Origin of the sequence: Spongiimicrobium salis, assembly GCF_043678055.1 — a bacterium.
Taxonomy (GTDB): Bacteria; Bacteroidota; Bacteroidia; order Flavobacteriales; family Flavobacteriaceae; genus Spongiimicrobium; species Spongiimicrobium salis.
Genome location: NZ_JBHEQA010000002.1, coordinates 80,292 through 98,985, shown reverse-complemented (window position 1 = coordinate 98,985; position 18,694 = coordinate 80,292). Strand labels below are relative to the sequence as shown.

Here is an 18,694-nt window from a genome sequence, read left to right as displayed (position 1 = left end):
AAATAGAATTTAAATAATTGATTATCAATTAATTATATATACCAAAAAGTAACTTAACATTGTAAATACATTTCATTTCCCAAAATCATCTAGGGCACTACTGTTATATTCGTATAGGCTACTTAAAAATATGTAAATATAATGAGTAAAGATAAAGTACAAATATTTGATACGACCTTAAGGGATGGAGAACAAGTTCCAGGATGCAAATTGGATACGCAACAGAAATTGATCATTGCGGATCGTTTGGATAATTTAGGGGTAGATATTATTGAAGCTGGTTTTCCCATATCCAGTCCGGGAGATTTTACTTCGGTCAACGAAATCAGCAAACTAGTACAAAACAGCATTGTATGTGGTCTAACAAGGGCCGTTAAGAAAGATATTGAAGTAGCTGCCGAAGCCTTAAAACATGCAAAACGACCACGAATCCACACTGGTATTGGCACTTCGGATTCCCATATTAAATTCAAATTCAATTCCAACAGGGATGCCATTATTGAACGTGCCGTAAGCGCGGTCAAGTATGCCAAAACATTTGTGGAGGATGTAGAATTTTATGCAGAAGATGCCGGTAGAACGGACAATGAATATTTAGCCCGGGTCTGTGAAGAAGTTATTAAAGCAGGAGCCACGGTACTCAACATTCCAGATACTACAGGATATTGTCTTCCGGAGGCCTATGGCGCCAAAATGAAATATCTTTCTGAAAATGTGAAAGGAATAGAAAAAGCAATACTTTCTTGTCACTGCCACAACGACTTAGGTTTGGCTACGGCCAATTCCATTGCAGGAGTGATCAATGGAGCACGACAAATTGAATGTACTATTAATGGTATCGGAGAACGGGCGGGGAATACCTCTTTGGAAGAAGTAGTAATGATTTTAAGACAACACCCTTATCTCAATATAGATACCAATGTCAATAGCAAGCTGTTATACGATACCAGCTTAATGGTCTCTCAGAAAATGGGTATGCCCGTACAACCCAATAAGGCCATTGTAGGATCCAACGCCTTTGCCCATAGCTCTGGAATTCATCAGGATGGTGTAATCAAAAGTCGTGAAACTTATGAAATCATGGACCCTGAGGATGTAGGGGTCAATGAATCCTCAATTGTGCTTACAGCACGTAGTGGAAGGGCCGCTCTAGCCTACAGGGCAAAGAAAGTAGGGTGCAACCTTACAAAAGTGCAATTGGATATGGTGTATGACGAGTTTTTGAAATTTGCCGATCGTAAGAAGGAAGTTATTGATGAAGACATTCTCGAAATTTTAGCCTTGAGTAATATTAACATTGAAAGCGTAGCTTAAAATGAATTTAAAAATTGCACTTTTACCCGGTGATGGCATTGGCCCTGAAGTTATGGCTCAGGCCGTAAAGTGTCTTCAAGCCATTGAAGAGGCTTTTAACCATCAATTTTCATTTGTGGAAGCCCCTGTTGGTGCGGTTGCTATTGATTTGACGGGAAACCCTCTTCCGGAGAATACCTTAAATCTGTGCAAGACATCGGATGCCGTTCTTTTTGGGGCCATTGGAGACCCTAAATATGATAATGATCCCAATGCAAAAGTAAGACCGGAACAGGGCTTGTTGAAATTGCGAAAGGAACTGGGCCTGTTTACCAATATCAGACCCATAAAGGCCTATCCGGAACTCATTCACCAATCTCCTTTAAAAGAAACTATAATTGCCGAAACCGATTTGGTGATCTACAGGGAGCTGACCGGAGGTATTTACTTTGGTGAAAAAAAATTAAGTGAAGACGGCAGAACAGCTTCCGACCTGTGTGAATATGAAGAGAAGGAAATAAGCCGAATTGCCCATCTTGCCTTTAAAGATGCCAAAACAAGGCAAAAAAAACTAACCCTTGTAGACAAAGCAAATGTATTGGAATCATCGCGTTTATGGCGTAAAGTGGTGAGCCGTATCGGAGAAAGTTATCCGGAAGTAAGCTTAGACTATTTGTTTGTGGATAATGCTGCCATGCAGCTCATCCTAAATCCACGCCAGTTCGATGTGATCCTTACCGAAAATATGTTCGGAGACATTCTTTCGGATGAGGCCAGCGTTATTGGAGGCTCCATTGGTCTTCTAGCTTCTGCCTCTATAGGAAAGGAGCAAGCCTTGTTTGAACCTATACACGGATCATACCCTCAAGCCAAGGGCCAGGACATCGCGAATCCTATTGCTGCTATACTGTCTGCAGCTTTATTATTAAAACACTTTGGATTGGAACATGAGGCCCTGGTTATAGAATTGGCCGTAGAAAAGGCGCTTCAAAAAAATATCGTAACTCAAGATTTAAACCCAAAAAGCAAATATGGTACAAATCACGTAGGTGATTTTATCGCTGACAATATTGTGGATTCTGATGATTACTTCAACATAAATGATGAAAACATTGGATTAGGGAAATCTACAATTATTTAATTCATTTTTTAATTAGTCAACTAAAAAGGTCATTTCCGATACGGAAGGACCTTTTTATTGATTAAGAAGGCTAGTTACAAATTCGTGGAACTCCTTTTTAAAGGTGACGAATTTTTCACCTGTGGCAGGACCATTAAAGCCAGTATGTATTTTTCTCACTTTTCCTTCCTTATCTATAAAAATACTTGTAGGATACGATAATACATGATTTAACATGGGTAGTTTTTTCTGTGCCATTTCCTTATCTGTACCACCATACTGTGCCAATAGAATAGGATAATCTACTCCAATTCTCGCCTTTAAACGGTTTATGGCCCTAAATCCTTTTTCTTGGGTTTTGGCAGATTCAAAGGCCAATCCTATAACTTCAAGCTCTTCATTTTTATGTGTATTGAGGTAATTCACATAAAATTTGGTCTCATCGAGGCAGTTGGGGCACCAAGTTCCCATAATCTGCACAATCACGACTTTGTTTTTAAAACGTTCATCGGTTAGGGAAACCAAACTTCCATCGGTATCGGGAAACGAAAAATCAAAGGCATCATAACCTTCGTTCAAAAAAGTCAAGCTATCTGCATCTGGCAATTCAAATGATGGGTTTCTCTTGGCGACAAAGGGTTCTTTAAAATGATTTCCTGAATAGAACGTGCCATTTAAAGTACTATCGGTAATTTTTGCCGTAAACAAAAAAGCATGAGCTCCGTCAAAGGCAGAGATTTTTAGGCTATCGCCATCTACGACACCATCAAGATATCTATAATCTCCTGTTGCTGTTCTAAATGTGCCGGTTACTTTATTTCCTTCCTGTACAAAAAAACCCTTGCCCATATAGTGATCCTCTGTCCCCTCGCTAAAGGAGGTTTCCCATATGCCCGCCACATTGGTCGGAGCATTGGCACTGTTTTTCAATGAAAAACGATCTTTTTCTCCATGAATAGCTTTAAAGGGAACAATGCGATCCAAACTTTCTTTAACAAAGCTTCCCGAAATTTCCTCTTCGGTAAATGTTCCAGCAATATAACCCTCAAAAACGGGCATTTTTATGATAATGGAATCTCCTTCTATTTGTATTTCATCAACCGCTATGACTTCCTCTGCATTATAGGTCTCCATACGATATTCGCCTGCTCCAATGGTGGTCAACTTAAAGTTGAAGGGCAATATTTCATTGTCCATAACTGCCAATTCGGCGCGCCAAATGCCTTCATTTGGCCCATTGACTTTTGTCTCCTTACAGGAAAAAAACAACAAACACAATACGAGGATACTTCCTACTTTCATCATATTTCAAACCATTGAATTCAAAAATCGAAATAACAACTAAATATTTACAATAAAAAATAAAAGCAAATCAATTGAATACTGTTGAATGTCTTGGCGCATTGTTCTATCTTTGAAAATTTAATGTATTCGCCCTCAAACGGGCGATTATAAATCAAACTATCTGTGAAAATTTCATATAACTGGCTCAAACAGTTTCTTAATATTGATTGGGATGCCCATAAGACTGGAGAACTTCTAACCGACTTAGGTTTGGAGGTGGAAGGAATATCCGCTTTTGAATCTGTAAAAGGCGGATTAAAAGGTGTAGTGGTAGGACATGTTCTTAGTTGCATTAAACACCCCAATGCAGACAAATTAAAACTCACTACCGTAGATATTGGGACAGAGGCACCCGTACAAATCGTATGCGGCGCTCCAAATGTTGCTGCCGGACAGAAAGTTCCTGTGGCTACCATTGGCACTACACTCTACACCAAAGAAGGAGAATCTTGGACCATTAAGAAAGGAAAGATACGCGGAGAGGAAAGTCATGGAATGATCTGTGCGGAAGACGAATTGGGTCTTGGAGAGGGACACGACGGCATTATGGTGCTTAGTGATGCTTTACCCCCCGGAACACCATGTGCCGAAATCTTTGAAATAGATAATGATGAAGTCTTTGAAATTGGACTTACCCCCAATAGAGCCGATGCCATGAGTCATTACGGCGTTGCCCGAGACTTAAAAGCAGGGTTGATACAGCAGGATAATGCCATTGAATTGATCACGCCCTCCAATAGCAAGTTTATTGTCGAGAACCGTTCTTTGAAAATAGATGTCACTGTTGAAGATTCCAATTTGGCACCGCGCTACAGTGGAGTGACCCTTAATAATATTATTGTAGAACCGTCACCCACTTGGTTAAAAAATAAACTAAGGGCCATTGGTTTAAGTCCCATAAATAACATTGTGGATATTACCAATTATGTATTGCACGAATTAGGACAGCCTTTACATGCTTTTGATGCAGCCAAAATTAAAGGCAATAGCATTGAAGTAAAAACGGTACCTCAAGGCACTACCTTTGTTACCTTGGATGGGGTGGAAAGAACATTGCATGAAGATGATCTTATGATATGTGACGCCGAAAAGCCCATGTGTATTGCCGGTGTTTTTGGTGGTCTAAACTCTGGGGTTTCCGAAAATACCACTTCCATTTTCTTGGAAAGTGCCTATTTTGATCCCATTTCTATTCGTAAGACCGCAAAAAGACATGGCTTAAACACAGATGCATCCTTCCGTTTTGAACGTGGAATAGATATCAATAATGTAGAATACGCCCTGCAACGTGCCGCACTTTTAATTAAGGAAATCGCCAGCGGCGATATTAGCTCGGATATTATTGATCTCTACCCTAAAAAGAAAGATGATTATCAAGTATTCCTCACTTTTGAGAAAGTGAACAAGCTCATTGGGGAAGAAATACCAAAAGATACCATTAAATCCATTTTGGCCTCCTTGGATATTAAGGTCAATAATGTATCGGAATCCGGACTGGGACTTACCATTCCTTTTTATCGGGTAGATGTACAACGTGAAGTAGATGTCATTGAGGAAGTATTACGTGTCTATGGTTACAATAACATTGCCTTCAAGGAAAAATTGAATGCCTCTATTGCGCCTACCGGAAAATTTGAAGACTACAAACTTCAAAATACCATTGGTGATATGCTTGCAGCCCAAGGTTTTTTTGAAATCATGACCAATAGCCTTACCAACCCGGCACATAATACCTTAATAGAAGGACATACTGAAAATAGTAGCGTTAAAATGCTCAACCCTTTAAGTGCAGACCTTTCCGTTTTACGAGAACATATGCTGTTCTCCGGTTTGGAGGCCATTGCCTACAACAGCAATAGAAAGAGGCCCAATTTAAGGTTTTTTGAATTCGGAAAAACCTACCATCAATTGGAATCTGAAAGAATTGAAAACAAGCATTTGTGTCTATTGGTTACTGGGAATCGGAACGAAGACAGTTGGTCCTCACCGGCCAAAAAATCAGATTTCTATTATCTAAAGTCTGTCATTGCAATGGTGCTGGAACGATTGGGCATTACAAAAATTAAAGAGGCTCCCTGCGAGCATGCCGTTTTTTCGGAAGGACTTTCCCTGTCTTTTAACAAGCGTAATCTGGTCACTTTTGGAATGGTCAAAAAACCATTGCTCAAAGGCTTTGATATTAAACAAGAGGTCCTTTTTGCTGATTTTAATTGGGATACGATCATCGAAATCGCAGCCTATAATCGTATTGTTTTTCAGGACATTCCGAAGTACCCTGAAGTAAAAAGGGATTTGGCTTTATTATTGAACCAAAGTACAAGCTTTAAAGAAGTGCACGATATTGCCTTGCAGACCGAAAAGAAATTGCTACAGCGCGTATCTCTTTTCGATGTCTACACCGGCGGCAAGCTGCCACAAGGCAAAAAATCCTATGCGGTAAGCTTTACCCTGCAAGACAAGAAAAGTACGTTGACCGATAAGCAAATCGACAAGATCATGAACAAGCTTCAATTCCGCTATGAAAAGGAATTGGGAGCTGAATTGCGCTAATCGGGCTTAGGAAATCTTTTTGGGTTGTATGACGCGATCAATAACATGGATCACTCCATTACATTGATTGGCATCTGCCATGGTAATAATGGCCGTGTTGCCAAAATCATCTGTCAAAACAATGTCAAGACCCTTCATGCTTGCGGTTATTTTATTGCCTTGAACCGTAGTAAAGGTGGCAGTTCCCCTACCCCGGCACATCGCCTTTAATATCTTTGCCGCACTAAGGTTTCCGGCAACGATATGATAGGACACCAAATCCTTTAACGCTTCTTTGTTTCCAGGTTTCAATAAAGCGGTGATTTTGCCTTGGGGTAATTTCTTAAAAGCCTTATCGGAAGGTGCAAATACGGTAAAAGGTCCTTCACTATCCAAAACTTCTTCCAAATCAGCCGCTTTTAAGGCAGCTAAAAGAGTGGTATGGTCTTCAGACCCTTCGGTACTCTTAATAATGGTTTTTTCGTTGGCATCGCTATCCTGGTTTTGAATTTGGGCCGATGTTGTGCTACATATAGCGATAAGCCAAAAGCCTAATATCATGTACTTTACTTGTAGGTTTTTCATATTATTTTGTTTTGTTCTAAAATGGGGCATCGATAAACGGTATCATAAATCCGTTAATCTACACTATATACGTATGAAAACTGCAAAACAGCTATCTCTAGTATGTTAAAACGATGGCTAAAATTGTATTTCACTTGGTCGTTCATCGATGAAGACCTACGATCACAAAGGCTAAGGGCAATCAAAAAAAAATGATTTTTTTGCTAAAAATTCTAGTTGAAATAAGAAGGTATATTCCTTAACTTTGAGTAATTGCCAAAAAGAAGAGATTATGTTGCTACAAAAAACCAATATTGAAAGAAAATTGGCGGAAGCCAAGAAGAGGCAAAAAACCGAAACAATGCTTCTTCAAGAGGTCTATACGTTCTTAGCACAAGATACCGCCAAAGAACATCGGATCGAGAAAAACATACAGCAAGGGTCAACCGTCATTCAAAATCGATTTGATTTTGATGCTTTGGAAACCAAAAATATCTACCATATTGATCATATCAAGGAAATCTGCATCAACTATCGTTTGCGGTTTTTGGATTCAAAATATTTTAAGGCCAATATTCCGCAAGAGGCTATTCAACGCATAAAAGCCTTGGAAAAAGAACATCAAATTGAAATCAAAGGTTTTAAGATCATTGCCCCTTCCAAACTGTTTAAATTGGAAGACAAGGACGATCCCTTACTCTTTGCCCCTATCGGAAACGATTATTTCTATTTGATCCACAAATGGGGAGATGATCTTCATCCATTTCGCCGAGCTATCATGTGGCCCTTTAAAAACATCCTTAATCTTATCGTTGTATTGGTATTGGGCAGTTACATTGTGACCAAGATGATTCCGGCAGGTCTATTTTCCAAAAGTGGCTCTAATGCGGAGTTTTGGATTCTTTTCTTCTTTACCTTTAAATCTGTTGCGGCCATAGCCATTTTTTACGGCTTTGCCCTTGGAAAAAACTTTAGTCCCGCCATTTGGAAAAGCAAATACTTTAATGCGTAATGCATTCTTTAATGGCTAGATACCTATTCTATATAGATATGGTATGGAACTCCATCAAAATCCGTATTGTCCAAAAAGGCAATCTCACGAGAAGGCGCAATGCGCAATAGGCCTCCTTTACTTGCATTATCGGATTTTGTGTACCCGATTAAGATCAGGTCATTTTTACTGTCATAAGCCACCACAGTTGTGGTTCCAATTTTAAATCTTGTTTCCAACTGCTCAGAAGAAAGGAAATTTTCATAGAAATACAGTACCGTAGTATTGGTATTAAAATTATAAAATGCAGGAATCAACGGTACTCCTGTTCCTGAAGGCCTTTGGAAATATAAATTATCATCTTCATCAAAAAAGGCGGAACCCGTATTTGCGAAATTGGGGGCAACATCTTCTTTGTAACGTTCTTGGGAGTCTGTATTCAGGGTTTCGGCATTGATTACCAGATGCAAGTCGTCATAAGCCACAATAACATTCCCTTCCCTATTTAAGAATTGCTGTTTGGCGCCCTGTCCTAAGTTGATACGCGCCTCAATGCTGTCGTTCATTAAATCCACTACCATCAAAACATGATCCGTGGTATTTTCATTAATGGAGAACACAAACAAACGATTTTTTGAAAACAACATGGAAAGCGGATTCCCATCCAATGAAATGTCAACAAAAGTACTTTCCAAAAAGCCTTGTTTACGAACAAAAAAAGAAGTTTCAGCGCCATTCTGGTCCATAAGGGCATATCCCATATAGGCCATATCATTAGCATGTGCAATGGCACTTACCGTAAGGTTACAAGCATCTCTATCCGAGAGCATTCCCCGTGTCTGTGACTGTCCTGTATCAAAATCATACCGCGCAATTTCATGGGAACAATCTTCGTTTTTTCGATAAAAAGACATAGAAAAAACATCTTGGTAGGTAAATTGCGCCGCGCCCATGGCAGCAAAAGGATTCGTTTCTCCTTGCTTTATTTCAATCCGATCCGCATGGAATACTTCAGAGGAAAAAATAGCATCGTTTTCCAGGACAATGGTATAATTGACCTCCGTTCCCTGGTCAATAGGAAGATCTACATTTTCATCTTGTTCTTCAATGGTCGAGGTGCAGGAAATGAACAGCAATGCCAAAATCCCGCTAAAAGCAGTGTAGGTTTTCATTATGTAGCGATTTGGGTTCTACAAAATCATTAAACAGGAACCGCGTACATTTTTTCGCGCTGCTCCTTGATCGTCTTATCAGACATATATTCATCAAACGTCAAATAACGATCAATATTACCTTTTGGTGTCAATTCTATAATCCTATTGGCCACGGTTTGGGCAAATTCGTGATCATGTGTGGTAAAGAGTACCGTGCCTTTAAAATTCTTCAAAGAGTTGTTAAAGGTGGTGATGCTCTCAAGATCCAAGTGGTTTGTGGGTTCATCCAACATCAGAATATTGGCACGCAACAACATCATTCTACTCAACATGCACCGTACTTTTTCTCCTCCGGAAAGCACTGTACATTTTTTTAAAGCCTCTTCGCCACTAAAGAGCATTTTTCCGAGAAAACCACGGATGTGCACTTCTTCCCGTTCCTCTTCGGTTTTTGCCCATTGTCGCAACCAATCCACCAAATTGATATCTGCAGTAAAGAAATCGCTATTGTCCGCAGGCAGATAGGACTGATTGGTGGTTACTCCCCAATCAAATTTGCCGGCATCCGCTTTCTTTTTTCCATTAATAATCTCGTAAAAAGCGGAAGTGGCTCTTGAATCTCTTGAAATAATAGCTACTTTATCTCCTTTAGCTAAATTAATATTGATATTTTGGAACAATAGATCTCCATCTTCCGAAGAGGCCGACAATCCTTCAATATTAAGGATCTGGTCTCCCGCTTCGCGTTCGCGTTCAAAAATAATGGCCGGGTATCTCCTACTCGATGGTTTAATATCTTCCACATTCAATTTAGACAACATTTTCTTTCGCGATGTTGCCTGCTTACTTTTGGCAACGTTGGCACTAAAACGTCTAATGAATTCCTGTAATTCCTTTGCTTTTTCCTCCGCTTTCTTGTTCTGTTGCGCTCGTTGTCTTGCTGCTAGCTGACTACTCTCGTACCAAAACGTATAGTTTCCGGAATACAGGTTCATTTTTCCAAAATCGATATCTCCAATATGTGTACATACCGAATCCAAGAAGTGTCTGTCGTGCGATACTACGATTACCGTATTGTCATAATTGGCCAGAAAATGTTCCAACCAGCTTATGGTTTCATAATCCAAGTCGTTCGTAGGCTCATCCATGATCAGCACATCCGGATTTCCAAAAAGGGCTTGTGCCAATAACACCCTTACTTTTAATTTGGAATCCATATCGGCCATACTGCTATAATGCAATTCTTCGGTAATCCCTAAATTGGATAACAAGGCTGCTGCATCACTATCGGCATTCCATCCGTTCATCTCTTCAAATTCCACCTGTAGCTCACCGATCTTATCTGCATTTTCATCAGAATAGTCCGCATAGAGGGCATCTATTTCTTTTTTAATCGCATAAAGAGGTTTGTTTCCCATCACCACAGATTCCAAAACGGTAAATTCATCGTAGGCATTGTGCTCCTGTTCCAAGATGGACATCCTTTTTCCTGGTTCCAAATGCACATGTCCGGAGGTGGGTTCTATTTGTCCGGAAAGAATTCTCAAGAAGGTGGACTTCCCAGCGCCATTGGCTCCAATAACGCCATAACAATTTCCTTGCGTAAAAGACACATTTACTTCATCGAACAACACTCGCTTTCCAAATTGCACGGATAAATTAGATACGGATAACATAAACTCTTATTTAATTTTTTGCAAAAATACGGAATTTTAATCCCGGAAACCAACAATAAAAAGGGCTATAAATTAACCTAAAATCATTTTTTTTAACGCAGCATTAACAAGCTGGAGATTTCCATTTGGTTAGATTTGTTCGATATAGCAGCTATTTTTAGTATATGAATAAAAATTTACTCTATCTTTTTCTTTTTCTTATTGCCGCCTGTGGAGAAGAAGAAAACCCATCCCCAACGCTCTTTTTTGCAGGTGAAATCGTAACCCCAACGCATGATTATGTTATCCTGCACAAAGGGGATATGGTTATCGATTCGGCAAAATTGGATGAGAACAATAGGTTTTCCTTCTCTTTGGATTCCATATCCGAAGGACTTCACTATTTTGAGCATAAGCCTGAAGTACAATATGTATACCTTGAAAAAGGGGACAGCTTATTATTACGCTTAAATACCATAGATTTTGACGAGTCCCTAATCTTTACGGGTATTGGGGAAGAAATCAATAATTTCTTATTGGAAGTCTTTTTGGCCAATGAAGAGGAAAAGGATGTGATCTATCCCTATTTTCAGTTGGACCCCGATGATTTTAGCCGTAAAATAGATTCCTTGCGTTCCATTAAAACAAGGCAGTTAAGGGAATTGCATGAAGAGTTTCCATTATCGGATAAAGCATTGAAAATGGCTTATGCCAGTATTGATTATAATGCCTATGTGCATAAAGAATTGTATCCTTTTAATCATAAAATGAGAACACGGGAAGACAAATTTCATGCATTGCCCGATAATTTTTATGATTACAGAAAGAATGTCTCTTATAATGATGAGGATCTTACCTACTTAAGGCCCTATTATGACTATATGGTGAACCATATCAGAAACCTGACCTATATTGGTTGCCATCATGAATGCGAAGGAAAATACAGCTATAGCATTAGAAATGAGCTCCATTTTAACAAGCATAAAATGTATCTTATTGATAGTTTGGTTCAGGAACAGGGCCTACGGGACAATCTGTTTAGAAACGTGGCCATGGATTACCTGATCATGGCCCATGATACGGAAAAGAACAATACCGCTTTTATTGACGAATTCCATAAGTTCTCTGGCAATAACAAGCATATGGATGAAATTGATGGCTTGTATCAAAACCTATTGAATATACAACCCGAACGGGAAGTTCCCGATTTGGCAGTTACAGATGCAGAAGGGAATATGACAAGCCTTAAGGAACTGTCCCAAAAAGAGCATGTCGTATTTTATTTTTGGAGTGGTACCCAAAAAGGACACTTCAGGAATATCACCAGACGTGTGTCTGTACTTTCAAAAGCGCATCCCAAATACGAATTCGTAGGCATCAATATTCGCACGGACCCCAAACGCTGGCAATCCATGATGGAGACCGCCAAATTGGACAAGAGCCTACAATATAGAGCAGAGAATTCAAGGGAGTTTAGAAATAAACTCATCATCAACCGTATGAATTACAAAGCCTTGATTACCCATAAAGGACGCATTGTAAATGCTTTTGCCAGTTTGGATAAATCCTTCAAGAAGAAATAAAACAATATCATATACAGAGAAAGGCCCAAATGGAAATCCATTTGGGCCTTTCTTATTATAACAGAAATCTGTAGATTACCGCAACAGCAGTACTGCCATTTAATTTCCTTTTTTGTAATCTGCCAAAAATTTAGCCAAACCGCTATCGGTCAATGGGTGTTTTAACAAGCCTTCAATAGAAGATAAAGGCCCTGTCATTACATCCGCCCCAATTTTAGCGCAATCTATAACGTGCATCGTATGCCTAACGGAAGCCGCCAATATTTGGGTATTGAAAGCATAATTATCATAAATATGTCGTATTTCTGCGATAAGGTTCATTCCATCTGTAGAGATATCATCCAATCTTCCAATAAAGGGAGATACATAGGTAGCTCCTGCTTTGGCCGCCAATAAGGCCTGCCCAGGCGAAAAAACTAAGGTACAGTTGGTTTGAATACCCTTATCGGAAAAGTATTTTATGGCTTTGACACCATCTTTGATCATAGGTACCTTCACCACGATTTGATCATGCAATTCGGCCAATTCCTCTCCCTCTTTGATCATTGCCTCATATTCGGTAGCAATTACCTCCGCAGAAACGTCTCCATCTACAATATTGCAGATATCTACATAATGTTTTAAAATATTATTTCTTCCAGTAATGCCTTCTTTGGCCATTAAGGAAGGATTTGTGGTCACACCATCCAAAACTCCCAATTCCTGAGCTTCCCTGATTTGATCCAAATTTGCGGTATCGATAAAAAATTTCATTCGTATGCTATTTTAAGTGGTTAGTAAAAAACCTTTCTCCGAAGGCAAAATTCTGTGCAAAATTACAACTTATAATGATTCAACAACAGCTTCTCATAGACTTTATCTGGCAATACCTTCTTTAAGAAAAGGGAGAACTTTTGCATAAACTCGCCTACCTTATAATGTACTTTAGGTGTTTTGGTAGTAATAATCTTAAAAACCACTTTAGCTACTTCCATGGGGTCTCCCCCATCGTCTACGTGTTCGTTCATGATATCCAGGCTCCTCCCATAGGGTTCTGCATACGGAGAATCTGCCAAAACAGGGGCATGATAACGTCCGGAAGCAATGTTGGTGGCAAAGTCTCCGGGTGCCAAATTGGAGATGTGGATCCCAAAGTCTTTTGTTTCCATACGCAAGGCTTCTATCACCAATTCCAAAGCTCCTTTGCTCGCAGAATAAATTCCCCTATACGGCAAGCCCATATAGCCCGCAATGGAGGTTACATTAACGATTCTGCCTGCCCCTTGTTTTCTCATGATCGGTAGCACGGCTTTTATCATGTGAAGGGGACCGTTAAAATTAGTGTCGAACGCTTTTAATATCTCTTCATGCGGAGTTTCTTCAATGGGGCCCGTAATGCCAATACCCGCATTGTTTACCAAGACATCCAACCTCCCCTCCTTTTCCACCAATTGTTGCACGGCCAAGGCTATACTTTCGGGCTTTCCAACATCTAATTGCAGCAGTTCAAATGCTGTAAAATCTGCGTACTTTTCTAGATTTCGTGTGGTTCCATAGACCCTAAACCCCTTAGATTTCAGGTAGGTGCCTATGGCTTTACCAATACCTGAGGACCCTCCGGTGATCAATACAATTTTACCTTCCATATAGGATATTTAATACAACTGCAAAGTAGTGAATTAAAAGAATTCAAGAGAAGAATTCCGAGACTTTTGGGTACAAAAAAAGGCAAGCTACCTACATCGCACCGCTACAACCATATACCCTTGCTGCGTTCCCACCCTGGGGGATTCTACAGGAGCTGGTCGTGTAGGACTTGCCGACCGCAAATATACAACCTTTTATATTTGTTGCCCTAATTTTAAGCCATCAAAATGCTCTTTTTCCCCTAAAAAAAGAAATCCCGATTCCCCAATTTCCCTAAGCCCTTAATTTTCAAATTGAAAACCCTAAAAGGATAGGAAAATACGACCAATTTTAGATCTCACTATTTTAAATTCTTGAATTAAATAGATACCTTGCCCTAAAAAGCATAAAATTCCATGAATATTGTAAAGTACCTCTTTGTAAGCCTTTTGGCCCTTGCATTTTCAAGTTGTGGAAATGGAAATATTCCGCCTACCCAATTGTTTGAAATTCAAATGGAAGGCAAACAAAATAAATTTCAGCAACAGCAGGTGGTCCCGGTAAAAATCCGAAATAAAAAAGAGAAGAACATTACGGGAGTTCGCTACTTTATCGATGGCCAGGAACTTCCTTTGGCAGATGGAAAATTAACCTTGGATATCACAAGACTGGGCACCAAGACCCTTATAGCAAAAATAGCCTACGACAATACCGAGGTAGAGATCTCAAAAAAAATAAGAGTACTCTCTTCCAAGCCGTATGAACTGTATACCTATGAAGTCATCAACGAATTTCCCCATGATATTGAGGCCTTTACACAGGGCTTGGAATTTTATAAGGATACCTTGTATGAAAGTACAGGAAGCGGAAATGAGGGCATTACTTCTTTGCGCAAAGTAAACTATAAAACCGGCGAAGTATTAAAGAAAGTACTGCCGGGAAATAATTTTTTTGGAGAAGGCATTACCATTTTGAACGATAAAATCTTTATGCTCACTTGGCAACATAAAATTGGATTTATCTATGATGTGAATAGCTTAGAGAAAATAGATAATTTCAACTATGGGGAGAGCAAAGAAGGTTGGGGGTTCTGCAACGATGGAAAAGTGCTCTTTAAAAGTGATGGGTCCGAGCGTATATGGACCTTGAACCCTGATACCCTGATCGAGGAAGGCTATATTGAAACCGTGACCAACACCGCTATTTTCAATAAAACCAATGAATTGGAATACGTAGACGGAAAAATATATGCCAATGTATGGCAAAAGGAAAGTATGATGATCATTGATGCCACTAGCGGAGCCATAGAAGGCGTCGTGAATTTTGGAGGCTTAAAAAAGAAGGTGACCAAGCACGATAAATTGGATGTTTTAAATGGTGTAGCCTATCATCCAGAGCGAAAAACCTTTTTTGTCACCGGAAAAAATTGGGACAAACTCTTTGAAGTTAAAATCACCAAAAAACAATAATGGAGATCTACACCAAGAACATAGAAGTCGTAGCAAGCGATTTGGACGACTTAAACCATGTAAACAATGTGCGTTACGTACAATGGATGCAGGATATTGCCAAAGAACATTGGCAAAGTAGGGCTACGCAAAGCATGCAAGATCAATATGCATGGGTGGTGTTAAAACATACCATTGCATACAAGGGGGCTGCAAAGCTCCATGAAACGCTGCTCTTAAAGACCTATATTGCCCGTTCTAAAGGGCCTATTTCTGTGCGGGTGGTAGAAATGTCCAATGCCACAAGCGGGCAGTTATTGGTACAGGCCGAAACGGAATGGTGCCTATTGAACAGCAAATCCCTAAAGCCCGTTCGAATTTCTAACGCTATTAAGCAGGTGTTTTCCAATGAAACAGCTTCCCCTCTTTAAGATGACTACAAGACGATCTTCTCTCGCTTTTATCCCCCTACTCCTTGTCCTATTGGTCTGGGGTTCCTGCCGAAAGGATTTTGATTTTGAAGCGAGCAGCGGAGCTTTGGAATTTTCTAGGGATACAGTCTTTTTAGATACGGTTTTCAGCAATATTAGTAGCAGTACGCGCGCGTTAAAAGTATTTAACCGAACCAATACCGACATTAACATTCCCAGTATACGCCTGGGCGAGGGGGAAAACAGTGGGTATCGGCTAAATGTAGACGGACTGGCCGGAAAAGAATTTACGAACATTCCGCTCATGGCCAACGATAGCCTATTTATTTTTATCGAGGTCACCTTTGCCCTTGATCCTACCCCTACCAATCAATTTTTATATACCGATGCCATTGAATTTGATTCCGGCCCCAATCTTCAGGAAGTACAGTTGGTCACTTTGGTTCAGGATGCCATCTTTCTCTTTCCACAGGAATTGGACAATGGTATTACGGAGACACTGGTTTTGGGCGTCAATGAAAATGGCGACGAGATTCATGTAGAAGGTTTTGTTTTGGAAGAAGACGAACTCAATTTTACCAATGAAAAACCCTATGTGATTTATGGCTATGCCGCAGTTTCGGACGGAGCTACCTTAACTATGGAAGCAGGTACACGGGTCTTCTTTCATGAAAACTCCGGAATTTTAGTGGATGAAAATGCCTCCCTTCGCATTAATGGAAGCCTGAGTTCCGATCCCGTAGCCCTGGAAAACGAGGTAATCTTTGAAGGAGATCGCTTAGAACCCCAATTATCCAACACGCCGGGACAATGGGCAGGGATTTGGTTTTTAGCGGGAAGCAGGAACAATGAAATTGATTATTTAACGATTAAAAATGCTACCATTGGCCTGTTAGTGCAAGGAGATAACGATCTTTCTTCTCCAAGCCTTAGCCTGCGCAATTCCCAAGTACACAATAGTGCCAATACTAATTTATTTGCCCGTACCGCACGGATCATTGCCGAAAATGTAGTGTTGGGCAATGCCGGCAACAACTCCTTTCATGGCAACCTGGGCGGCGATTACCGCTTTACACATAGCACCATTGCCAATTTTTCCAGAAACGGTTTTAGAAATGGCACTGCCCTGCAATTGAGCAATACGGCAGATAATCTTGGAGCAGATCTTACCCGGGCAGACTTTAACAATTGCATTATTAATGGGAATACTGCTTTTGAATTGTTGTTGCTGGACAACGGCAGCAATAGCTTTAATTTTTCCTTTACCAATTGCCTGCTCCAATTCCAGGATATTTCCAATCAATTTGAAGGGAATCCACTCTATGATTTTATGGATAACACACGTTACAATGGCATAATTTTAAATGGAGATGCAGCCTTTTTAAATGCCCAGGCAACCGATTTTAGAATTGGTCCGGAATCGGTTGCCAGAGGCAATGCCGACCCCAATTTAGCCCTAGAAGTTCCCTTGGATATTTTGGGAATAGATCGCACAAACCTGCCCGATATCGGAGCATATCAAATAATACAACAGAATTGATTTTTCCTACATTCTAAAAGGAATACACTACTTTCTTTGTTACAAAAACTTCATTTACAGTAAATTATAAGAAAAACCATAGTTATTCTATGGTAAATCTATAGCCAACTTTCAAATCCTATGGCTAATTTCACCTAAAAGAAATACGACTATGGGATATACATATATTATTATAGACTCAAACGCAAACTCTAATCTTCAATTGCAACTCTTTTTAGAAGAATATGGAGACTTCACTTGTGCCGATCTTTCTAAAAGTAGTATAGAAGGATTGAATGCTATATTAAAGTTTATGCCAGACATTGCCTTCATCAATTTGGATGGGGATGTCAATAAATATTTCCACATGGTATCCGAGATACATCAGTTCACGGATAAGATCCCGCTCCTCATTGGGATGTCAAAAAGTAAAGATCATGCCTACAACGCTATAAAAAATGGCTTTTTTGACTATTGGTTATTGCCAAATAATGAGTATGAGATTCGCAAGTCGCTACTTCGGCTGAAGAAACAATTGCCCGGGGATACCCCACCCCAAACCATTTGTTTAAAGTCTTATAAAGATTTTCATTATTTGGACACGGATGAAATTTTATACCTTAAAGCAGACAACAACGCCACAGACTTTGTCATGAAGGATGGAAGTACGATCAGTGCTTTTAAAACGTTGAAGAGCTTTGAAGACAAACTCCCGGAAAATTTCATCCGTGTACACCAAAGTTACATTATCAACACCCAGTATGTCTCGCGCATCAATTATGGGAAATCTATCTGTTCCTTAAAGGCCGCCGGCAATATGCAATTGCCTTTTTCCAAATCCTATAAGGAAAACATAGACGATCTGAAAAACATTATGGCCAAGAATGCTATTTCTACCTTAAATTAAGGTGCTTTAAAAAATTCCATGCGGAGGTTTTTCGGTGCCCTTACGAATATGATAGGGATAAAAAGGATTCCTTTTGAGAATATTGTAGCAAAAACAGCGTTTTAGTCATGAAAAATTAACGTTTCCCTCTGAAAAACTAAAAATTCTCTTAAAAACGCCCCATACACTCACAAACCTCATACGTACACTAAAGTAGCGCTTCGCTACTGTTTTTAGGTCCTCTGCTTTTCTAGTTTTACACCAGTGTTAACACCGAACAAAACAGCAAAACAGAACTAAACAAAAATTAATAAAAAAACCCTAATATTTTACAGTATGAAAAACTTAAAAAAATTAACCAGTATAGTAGCCGTAGTCCTTTTAAGTGTTGGAATGTTCTCTTGTTCCGAAGATAATAATACCGCGGAGACGGATGCGCTTTATGAGAATGTGATTGATACGAATTCAACAGATGGAGAGGGTTCGAAAGAAGTTGAACGAGAATAGAGCTAAAACGAATAAATTAAAAAAGCCCTAAATTCCAATTTAGGGCTTTTTTCATATCTTGTAAG

16 protein-coding genes and 1 other RNA gene are annotated in these 18,694 nt (G+C 39.6%); 10 read left to right on the top strand and 7 right to left on the bottom strand.

Annotated features, from left to right (window positions below; all coding sequences use genetic code 11):
* The first annotated feature begins 141 nt into the window (after positions 1 to 141).
* Together ACEXOE_RS09815 and leuB are read left to right on the top strand one after the other, a co-directional pair.
* The gene (locus ACEXOE_RS09815; RefSeq protein ID WP_394748600.1) at positions 142 to 1,314 is read left to right on the top strand and encodes a 2-isopropylmalate synthase; all 1,173 of its coding nucleotides are present in this window, start codon (positions 142 to 144) and stop codon (positions 1,312 to 1,314) included.
* A gap of 1 nt (position 1,315) precedes the next feature.
* Entirely contained in the window at positions 1,316 to 2,434 is a 1,119-nt protein-coding gene (gene leuB / locus ACEXOE_RS09810) for a 3-isopropylmalate dehydrogenase (RefSeq protein WP_394748599.1), read from the top strand.
* 54 nt (positions 2,435 to 2,488) lie between these two features.
* On the opposite strand, the gene ACEXOE_RS09805 is transcribed toward leuB, so the two are convergent.
* Positions 2,489 to 3,718: a peroxiredoxin family protein gene (locus ACEXOE_RS09805; RefSeq protein WP_394748598.1), complete on the bottom strand. Its 1,230-nt coding sequence runs from the start codon at positions 3,716 to 3,718 to the stop codon at positions 2,489 to 2,491.
* Positions 3,719 to 3,880: 162 nt separating this feature from the next.
* Between ACEXOE_RS09805 and pheT the strand changes: the two genes are divergently transcribed.
* Positions 3,881 to 6,307: a phenylalanine--tRNA ligase subunit beta gene (gene pheT / locus ACEXOE_RS09800; RefSeq protein WP_394748597.1), complete on the top strand. Its 2,427-nt coding sequence runs from the start codon at positions 3,881 to 3,883 to the stop codon at positions 6,305 to 6,307.
* A gap of 6 nt (positions 6,308 to 6,313) precedes the next feature.
* On the opposite strand, the gene ACEXOE_RS09795 is transcribed toward pheT, so the two are convergent.
* Positions 6,314 to 6,871, bottom strand: a complete 558-nt coding sequence (locus ACEXOE_RS09795; protein ID WP_394748596.1) for a fasciclin domain-containing protein — start codon at positions 6,869 to 6,871, stop codon at positions 6,314 to 6,316.
* Positions 6,872 to 7,142: 271 nt separating this feature from the next.
* Between ACEXOE_RS09795 and ACEXOE_RS09790 the strand changes: the two genes are divergently transcribed.
* Entirely contained in the window at positions 7,143 to 7,862 is a 720-nt protein-coding gene (locus ACEXOE_RS09790; RefSeq protein WP_394748595.1) for a hypothetical protein, read from the top strand.
* A gap of 23 nt (positions 7,863 to 7,885) precedes the next feature.
* Here ACEXOE_RS09790 and ACEXOE_RS09785 read toward each other — a convergent pair whose 3' ends face one another.
* Positions 7,886 to 9,013 (bottom strand): hypothetical protein, encoded by a 1,128-nt coding sequence (locus ACEXOE_RS09785; protein ID WP_394748594.1) that lies wholly within the window; start codon positions 9,011 to 9,013, stop codon positions 7,886 to 7,888.
* A gap of 29 nt (positions 9,014 to 9,042) precedes the next feature.
* Complete coding sequence (locus tag ACEXOE_RS09780) at positions 9,043 to 10,671, bottom strand: ABC-F family ATP-binding cassette domain-containing protein (RefSeq protein ID WP_394748593.1); 1,629 nt, start codon at positions 10,669 to 10,671, stop codon at positions 9,043 to 9,045.
* 164 nt (positions 10,672 to 10,835) lie between these two features.
* On the opposite strand from ACEXOE_RS09780, the gene ACEXOE_RS09775 reads away from it, so the two are divergent.
* Positions 10,836 to 12,233 (top strand): TlpA family protein disulfide reductase, encoded by a 1,398-nt coding sequence (locus ACEXOE_RS09775; protein WP_394748592.1) that lies wholly within the window; start codon positions 10,836 to 10,838, stop codon positions 12,231 to 12,233.
* Positions 12,234 to 12,332: 99 nt separating this feature from the next.
* Here the strand turns inward: ACEXOE_RS09775 and fsa are convergent, their stop codons facing one another.
* From fsa to ffs, 3 genes are all read right to left on the bottom strand, one after another.
* Positions 12,333 to 12,986: a fructose-6-phosphate aldolase gene (fsa, locus tag ACEXOE_RS09770; RefSeq protein WP_394748591.1), complete on the bottom strand. Its 654-nt coding sequence runs from the start codon at positions 12,984 to 12,986 to the stop codon at positions 12,333 to 12,335.
* Between the two features lie 62 nt (positions 12,987 to 13,048).
* Positions 13,049 to 13,858 (bottom strand): SDR family oxidoreductase, encoded by an 810-nt coding sequence (locus ACEXOE_RS09765; RefSeq protein WP_394748590.1) that lies wholly within the window; start codon positions 13,856 to 13,858, stop codon positions 13,049 to 13,051.
* Between the two features lie 77 nt (positions 13,859 to 13,935).
* Positions 13,936 to 14,034: signal recognition particle sRNA small type (gene ffs, locus ACEXOE_RS09760), an RNA gene on the bottom strand.
* Positions 14,035 to 14,254: 220 nt separating this feature from the next.
* Between ffs and ACEXOE_RS09755 the strand changes: the two genes are divergently transcribed.
* The 5 genes from ACEXOE_RS09755 (at position 14,255) to ACEXOE_RS09735 (ending at position 18,629) form a co-directional block, all read left to right on the top strand.
* Positions 14,255 to 15,307, top strand: a complete 1,053-nt coding sequence (locus tag ACEXOE_RS09755; RefSeq protein ID WP_394748589.1) for a glutaminyl-peptide cyclotransferase — start codon at positions 14,255 to 14,257, stop codon at positions 15,305 to 15,307.
* Positions 15,307 to 15,717 carry an acyl-CoA thioesterase gene (locus ACEXOE_RS09750; RefSeq protein WP_394748588.1) on the top strand — a complete coding sequence of 137 codons (411 nt, stop codon included), beginning with the start codon at positions 15,307 to 15,309 and terminating at the stop codon, positions 15,715 to 15,717. The genes ACEXOE_RS09755 and ACEXOE_RS09750 overlap by 1 nt, the downstream gene beginning before the upstream one ends.
* Positions 15,695 to 17,257 carry a hypothetical protein gene (locus ACEXOE_RS09745; RefSeq protein ID WP_394748587.1) on the top strand — a complete coding sequence of 521 codons (1,563 nt, stop codon included), beginning with the start codon at positions 15,695 to 15,697 and terminating at the stop codon, positions 17,255 to 17,257. The genes ACEXOE_RS09750 and ACEXOE_RS09745 overlap by 23 nt, the downstream gene beginning before the upstream one ends.
* 151 nt (positions 17,258 to 17,408) lie before the next feature.
* A complete protein-coding gene (locus ACEXOE_RS09740; protein WP_394748586.1) occupies positions 17,409 to 18,143 on the top strand; it encodes a LytR/AlgR family response regulator transcription factor in 735 nt (244 codons plus the stop codon).
* 315 nt (positions 18,144 to 18,458) lie between these two features.
* Positions 18,459 to 18,629, top strand: coding sequence for a hypothetical protein (locus ACEXOE_RS09735; RefSeq protein WP_394748585.1), 171 nt, complete (start codon positions 18,459 to 18,461; stop codon positions 18,627 to 18,629).
* Positions 18,630 to 18,694 lie beyond the last annotated feature (65 nt).

Excerpts from the sequence above, each read along its gene's own strand:
- ACEXOE_RS09815 (WP_394748600.1), top strand. The coding sequence starts at position 142 with ATGAGTAAAGATAAAGTACAAATATTTGATACGACCTTAAGGGATGGA.
- leuB (WP_394748599.1), top strand. The coding sequence starts at position 1,316 with ATGAATTTAAAAATTGCACTTTTACCCGGTGATGGCATTGGCCCTGAA.
- ACEXOE_RS09805 (WP_394748598.1), bottom strand. The coding sequence starts at position 3,718 with ATGATGAAAGTAGGAAGTATCCTCGTATTGTGTTTGTTGTTTTTTTCC.
- ACEXOE_RS09795 (WP_394748596.1), bottom strand. The coding sequence starts at position 6,871 with ATGAAAAACCTACAAGTAAAGTACATGATATTAGGCTTTTGGCTTATC.
- ACEXOE_RS09790 (WP_394748595.1), top strand. The coding sequence starts at position 7,143 with ATGTTGCTACAAAAAACCAATATTGAAAGAAAATTGGCGGAAGCCAAG.
- ACEXOE_RS09785 (WP_394748594.1), bottom strand. The coding sequence starts at position 9,013 with ATGAAAACCTACACTGCTTTTAGCGGGATTTTGGCATTGCTGTTCATT.
- ACEXOE_RS09780 (WP_394748593.1), bottom strand. The coding sequence starts at position 10,671 with ATGTTATCCGTATCTAATTTATCCGTGCAATTTGGAAAGCGAGTGTTG.
- ACEXOE_RS09775 (WP_394748592.1), top strand. The coding sequence starts at position 10,836 with ATGAATAAAAATTTACTCTATCTTTTTCTTTTTCTTATTGCCGCCTGT.
- fsa (WP_394748591.1), bottom strand. The coding sequence starts at position 12,986 with ATGAAATTTTTTATCGATACCGCAAATTTGGATCAAATCAGGGAAGCT.
- ACEXOE_RS09765 (WP_394748590.1), bottom strand. The coding sequence starts at position 13,858 with ATGGAAGGTAAAATTGTATTGATCACCGGAGGGTCCTCAGGTATTGGT.
- ACEXOE_RS09755 (WP_394748589.1), top strand. The coding sequence starts at position 14,255 with ATGAATATTGTAAAGTACCTCTTTGTAAGCCTTTTGGCCCTTGCATTT.
- ACEXOE_RS09750 (WP_394748588.1), top strand. The coding sequence starts at position 15,307 with ATGGAGATCTACACCAAGAACATAGAAGTCGTAGCAAGCGATTTGGAC.
- ACEXOE_RS09745 (WP_394748587.1), top strand. The coding sequence starts at position 15,695 with ATGAAACAGCTTCCCCTCTTTAAGATGACTACAAGACGATCTTCTCTC.
- ACEXOE_RS09740 (WP_394748586.1), top strand. The coding sequence starts at position 17,409 with ATGGGATATACATATATTATTATAGACTCAAACGCAAACTCTAATCTT.
- ACEXOE_RS09735 (WP_394748585.1), top strand. The coding sequence starts at position 18,459 with ATGAAAAACTTAAAAAAATTAACCAGTATAGTAGCCGTAGTCCTTTTA.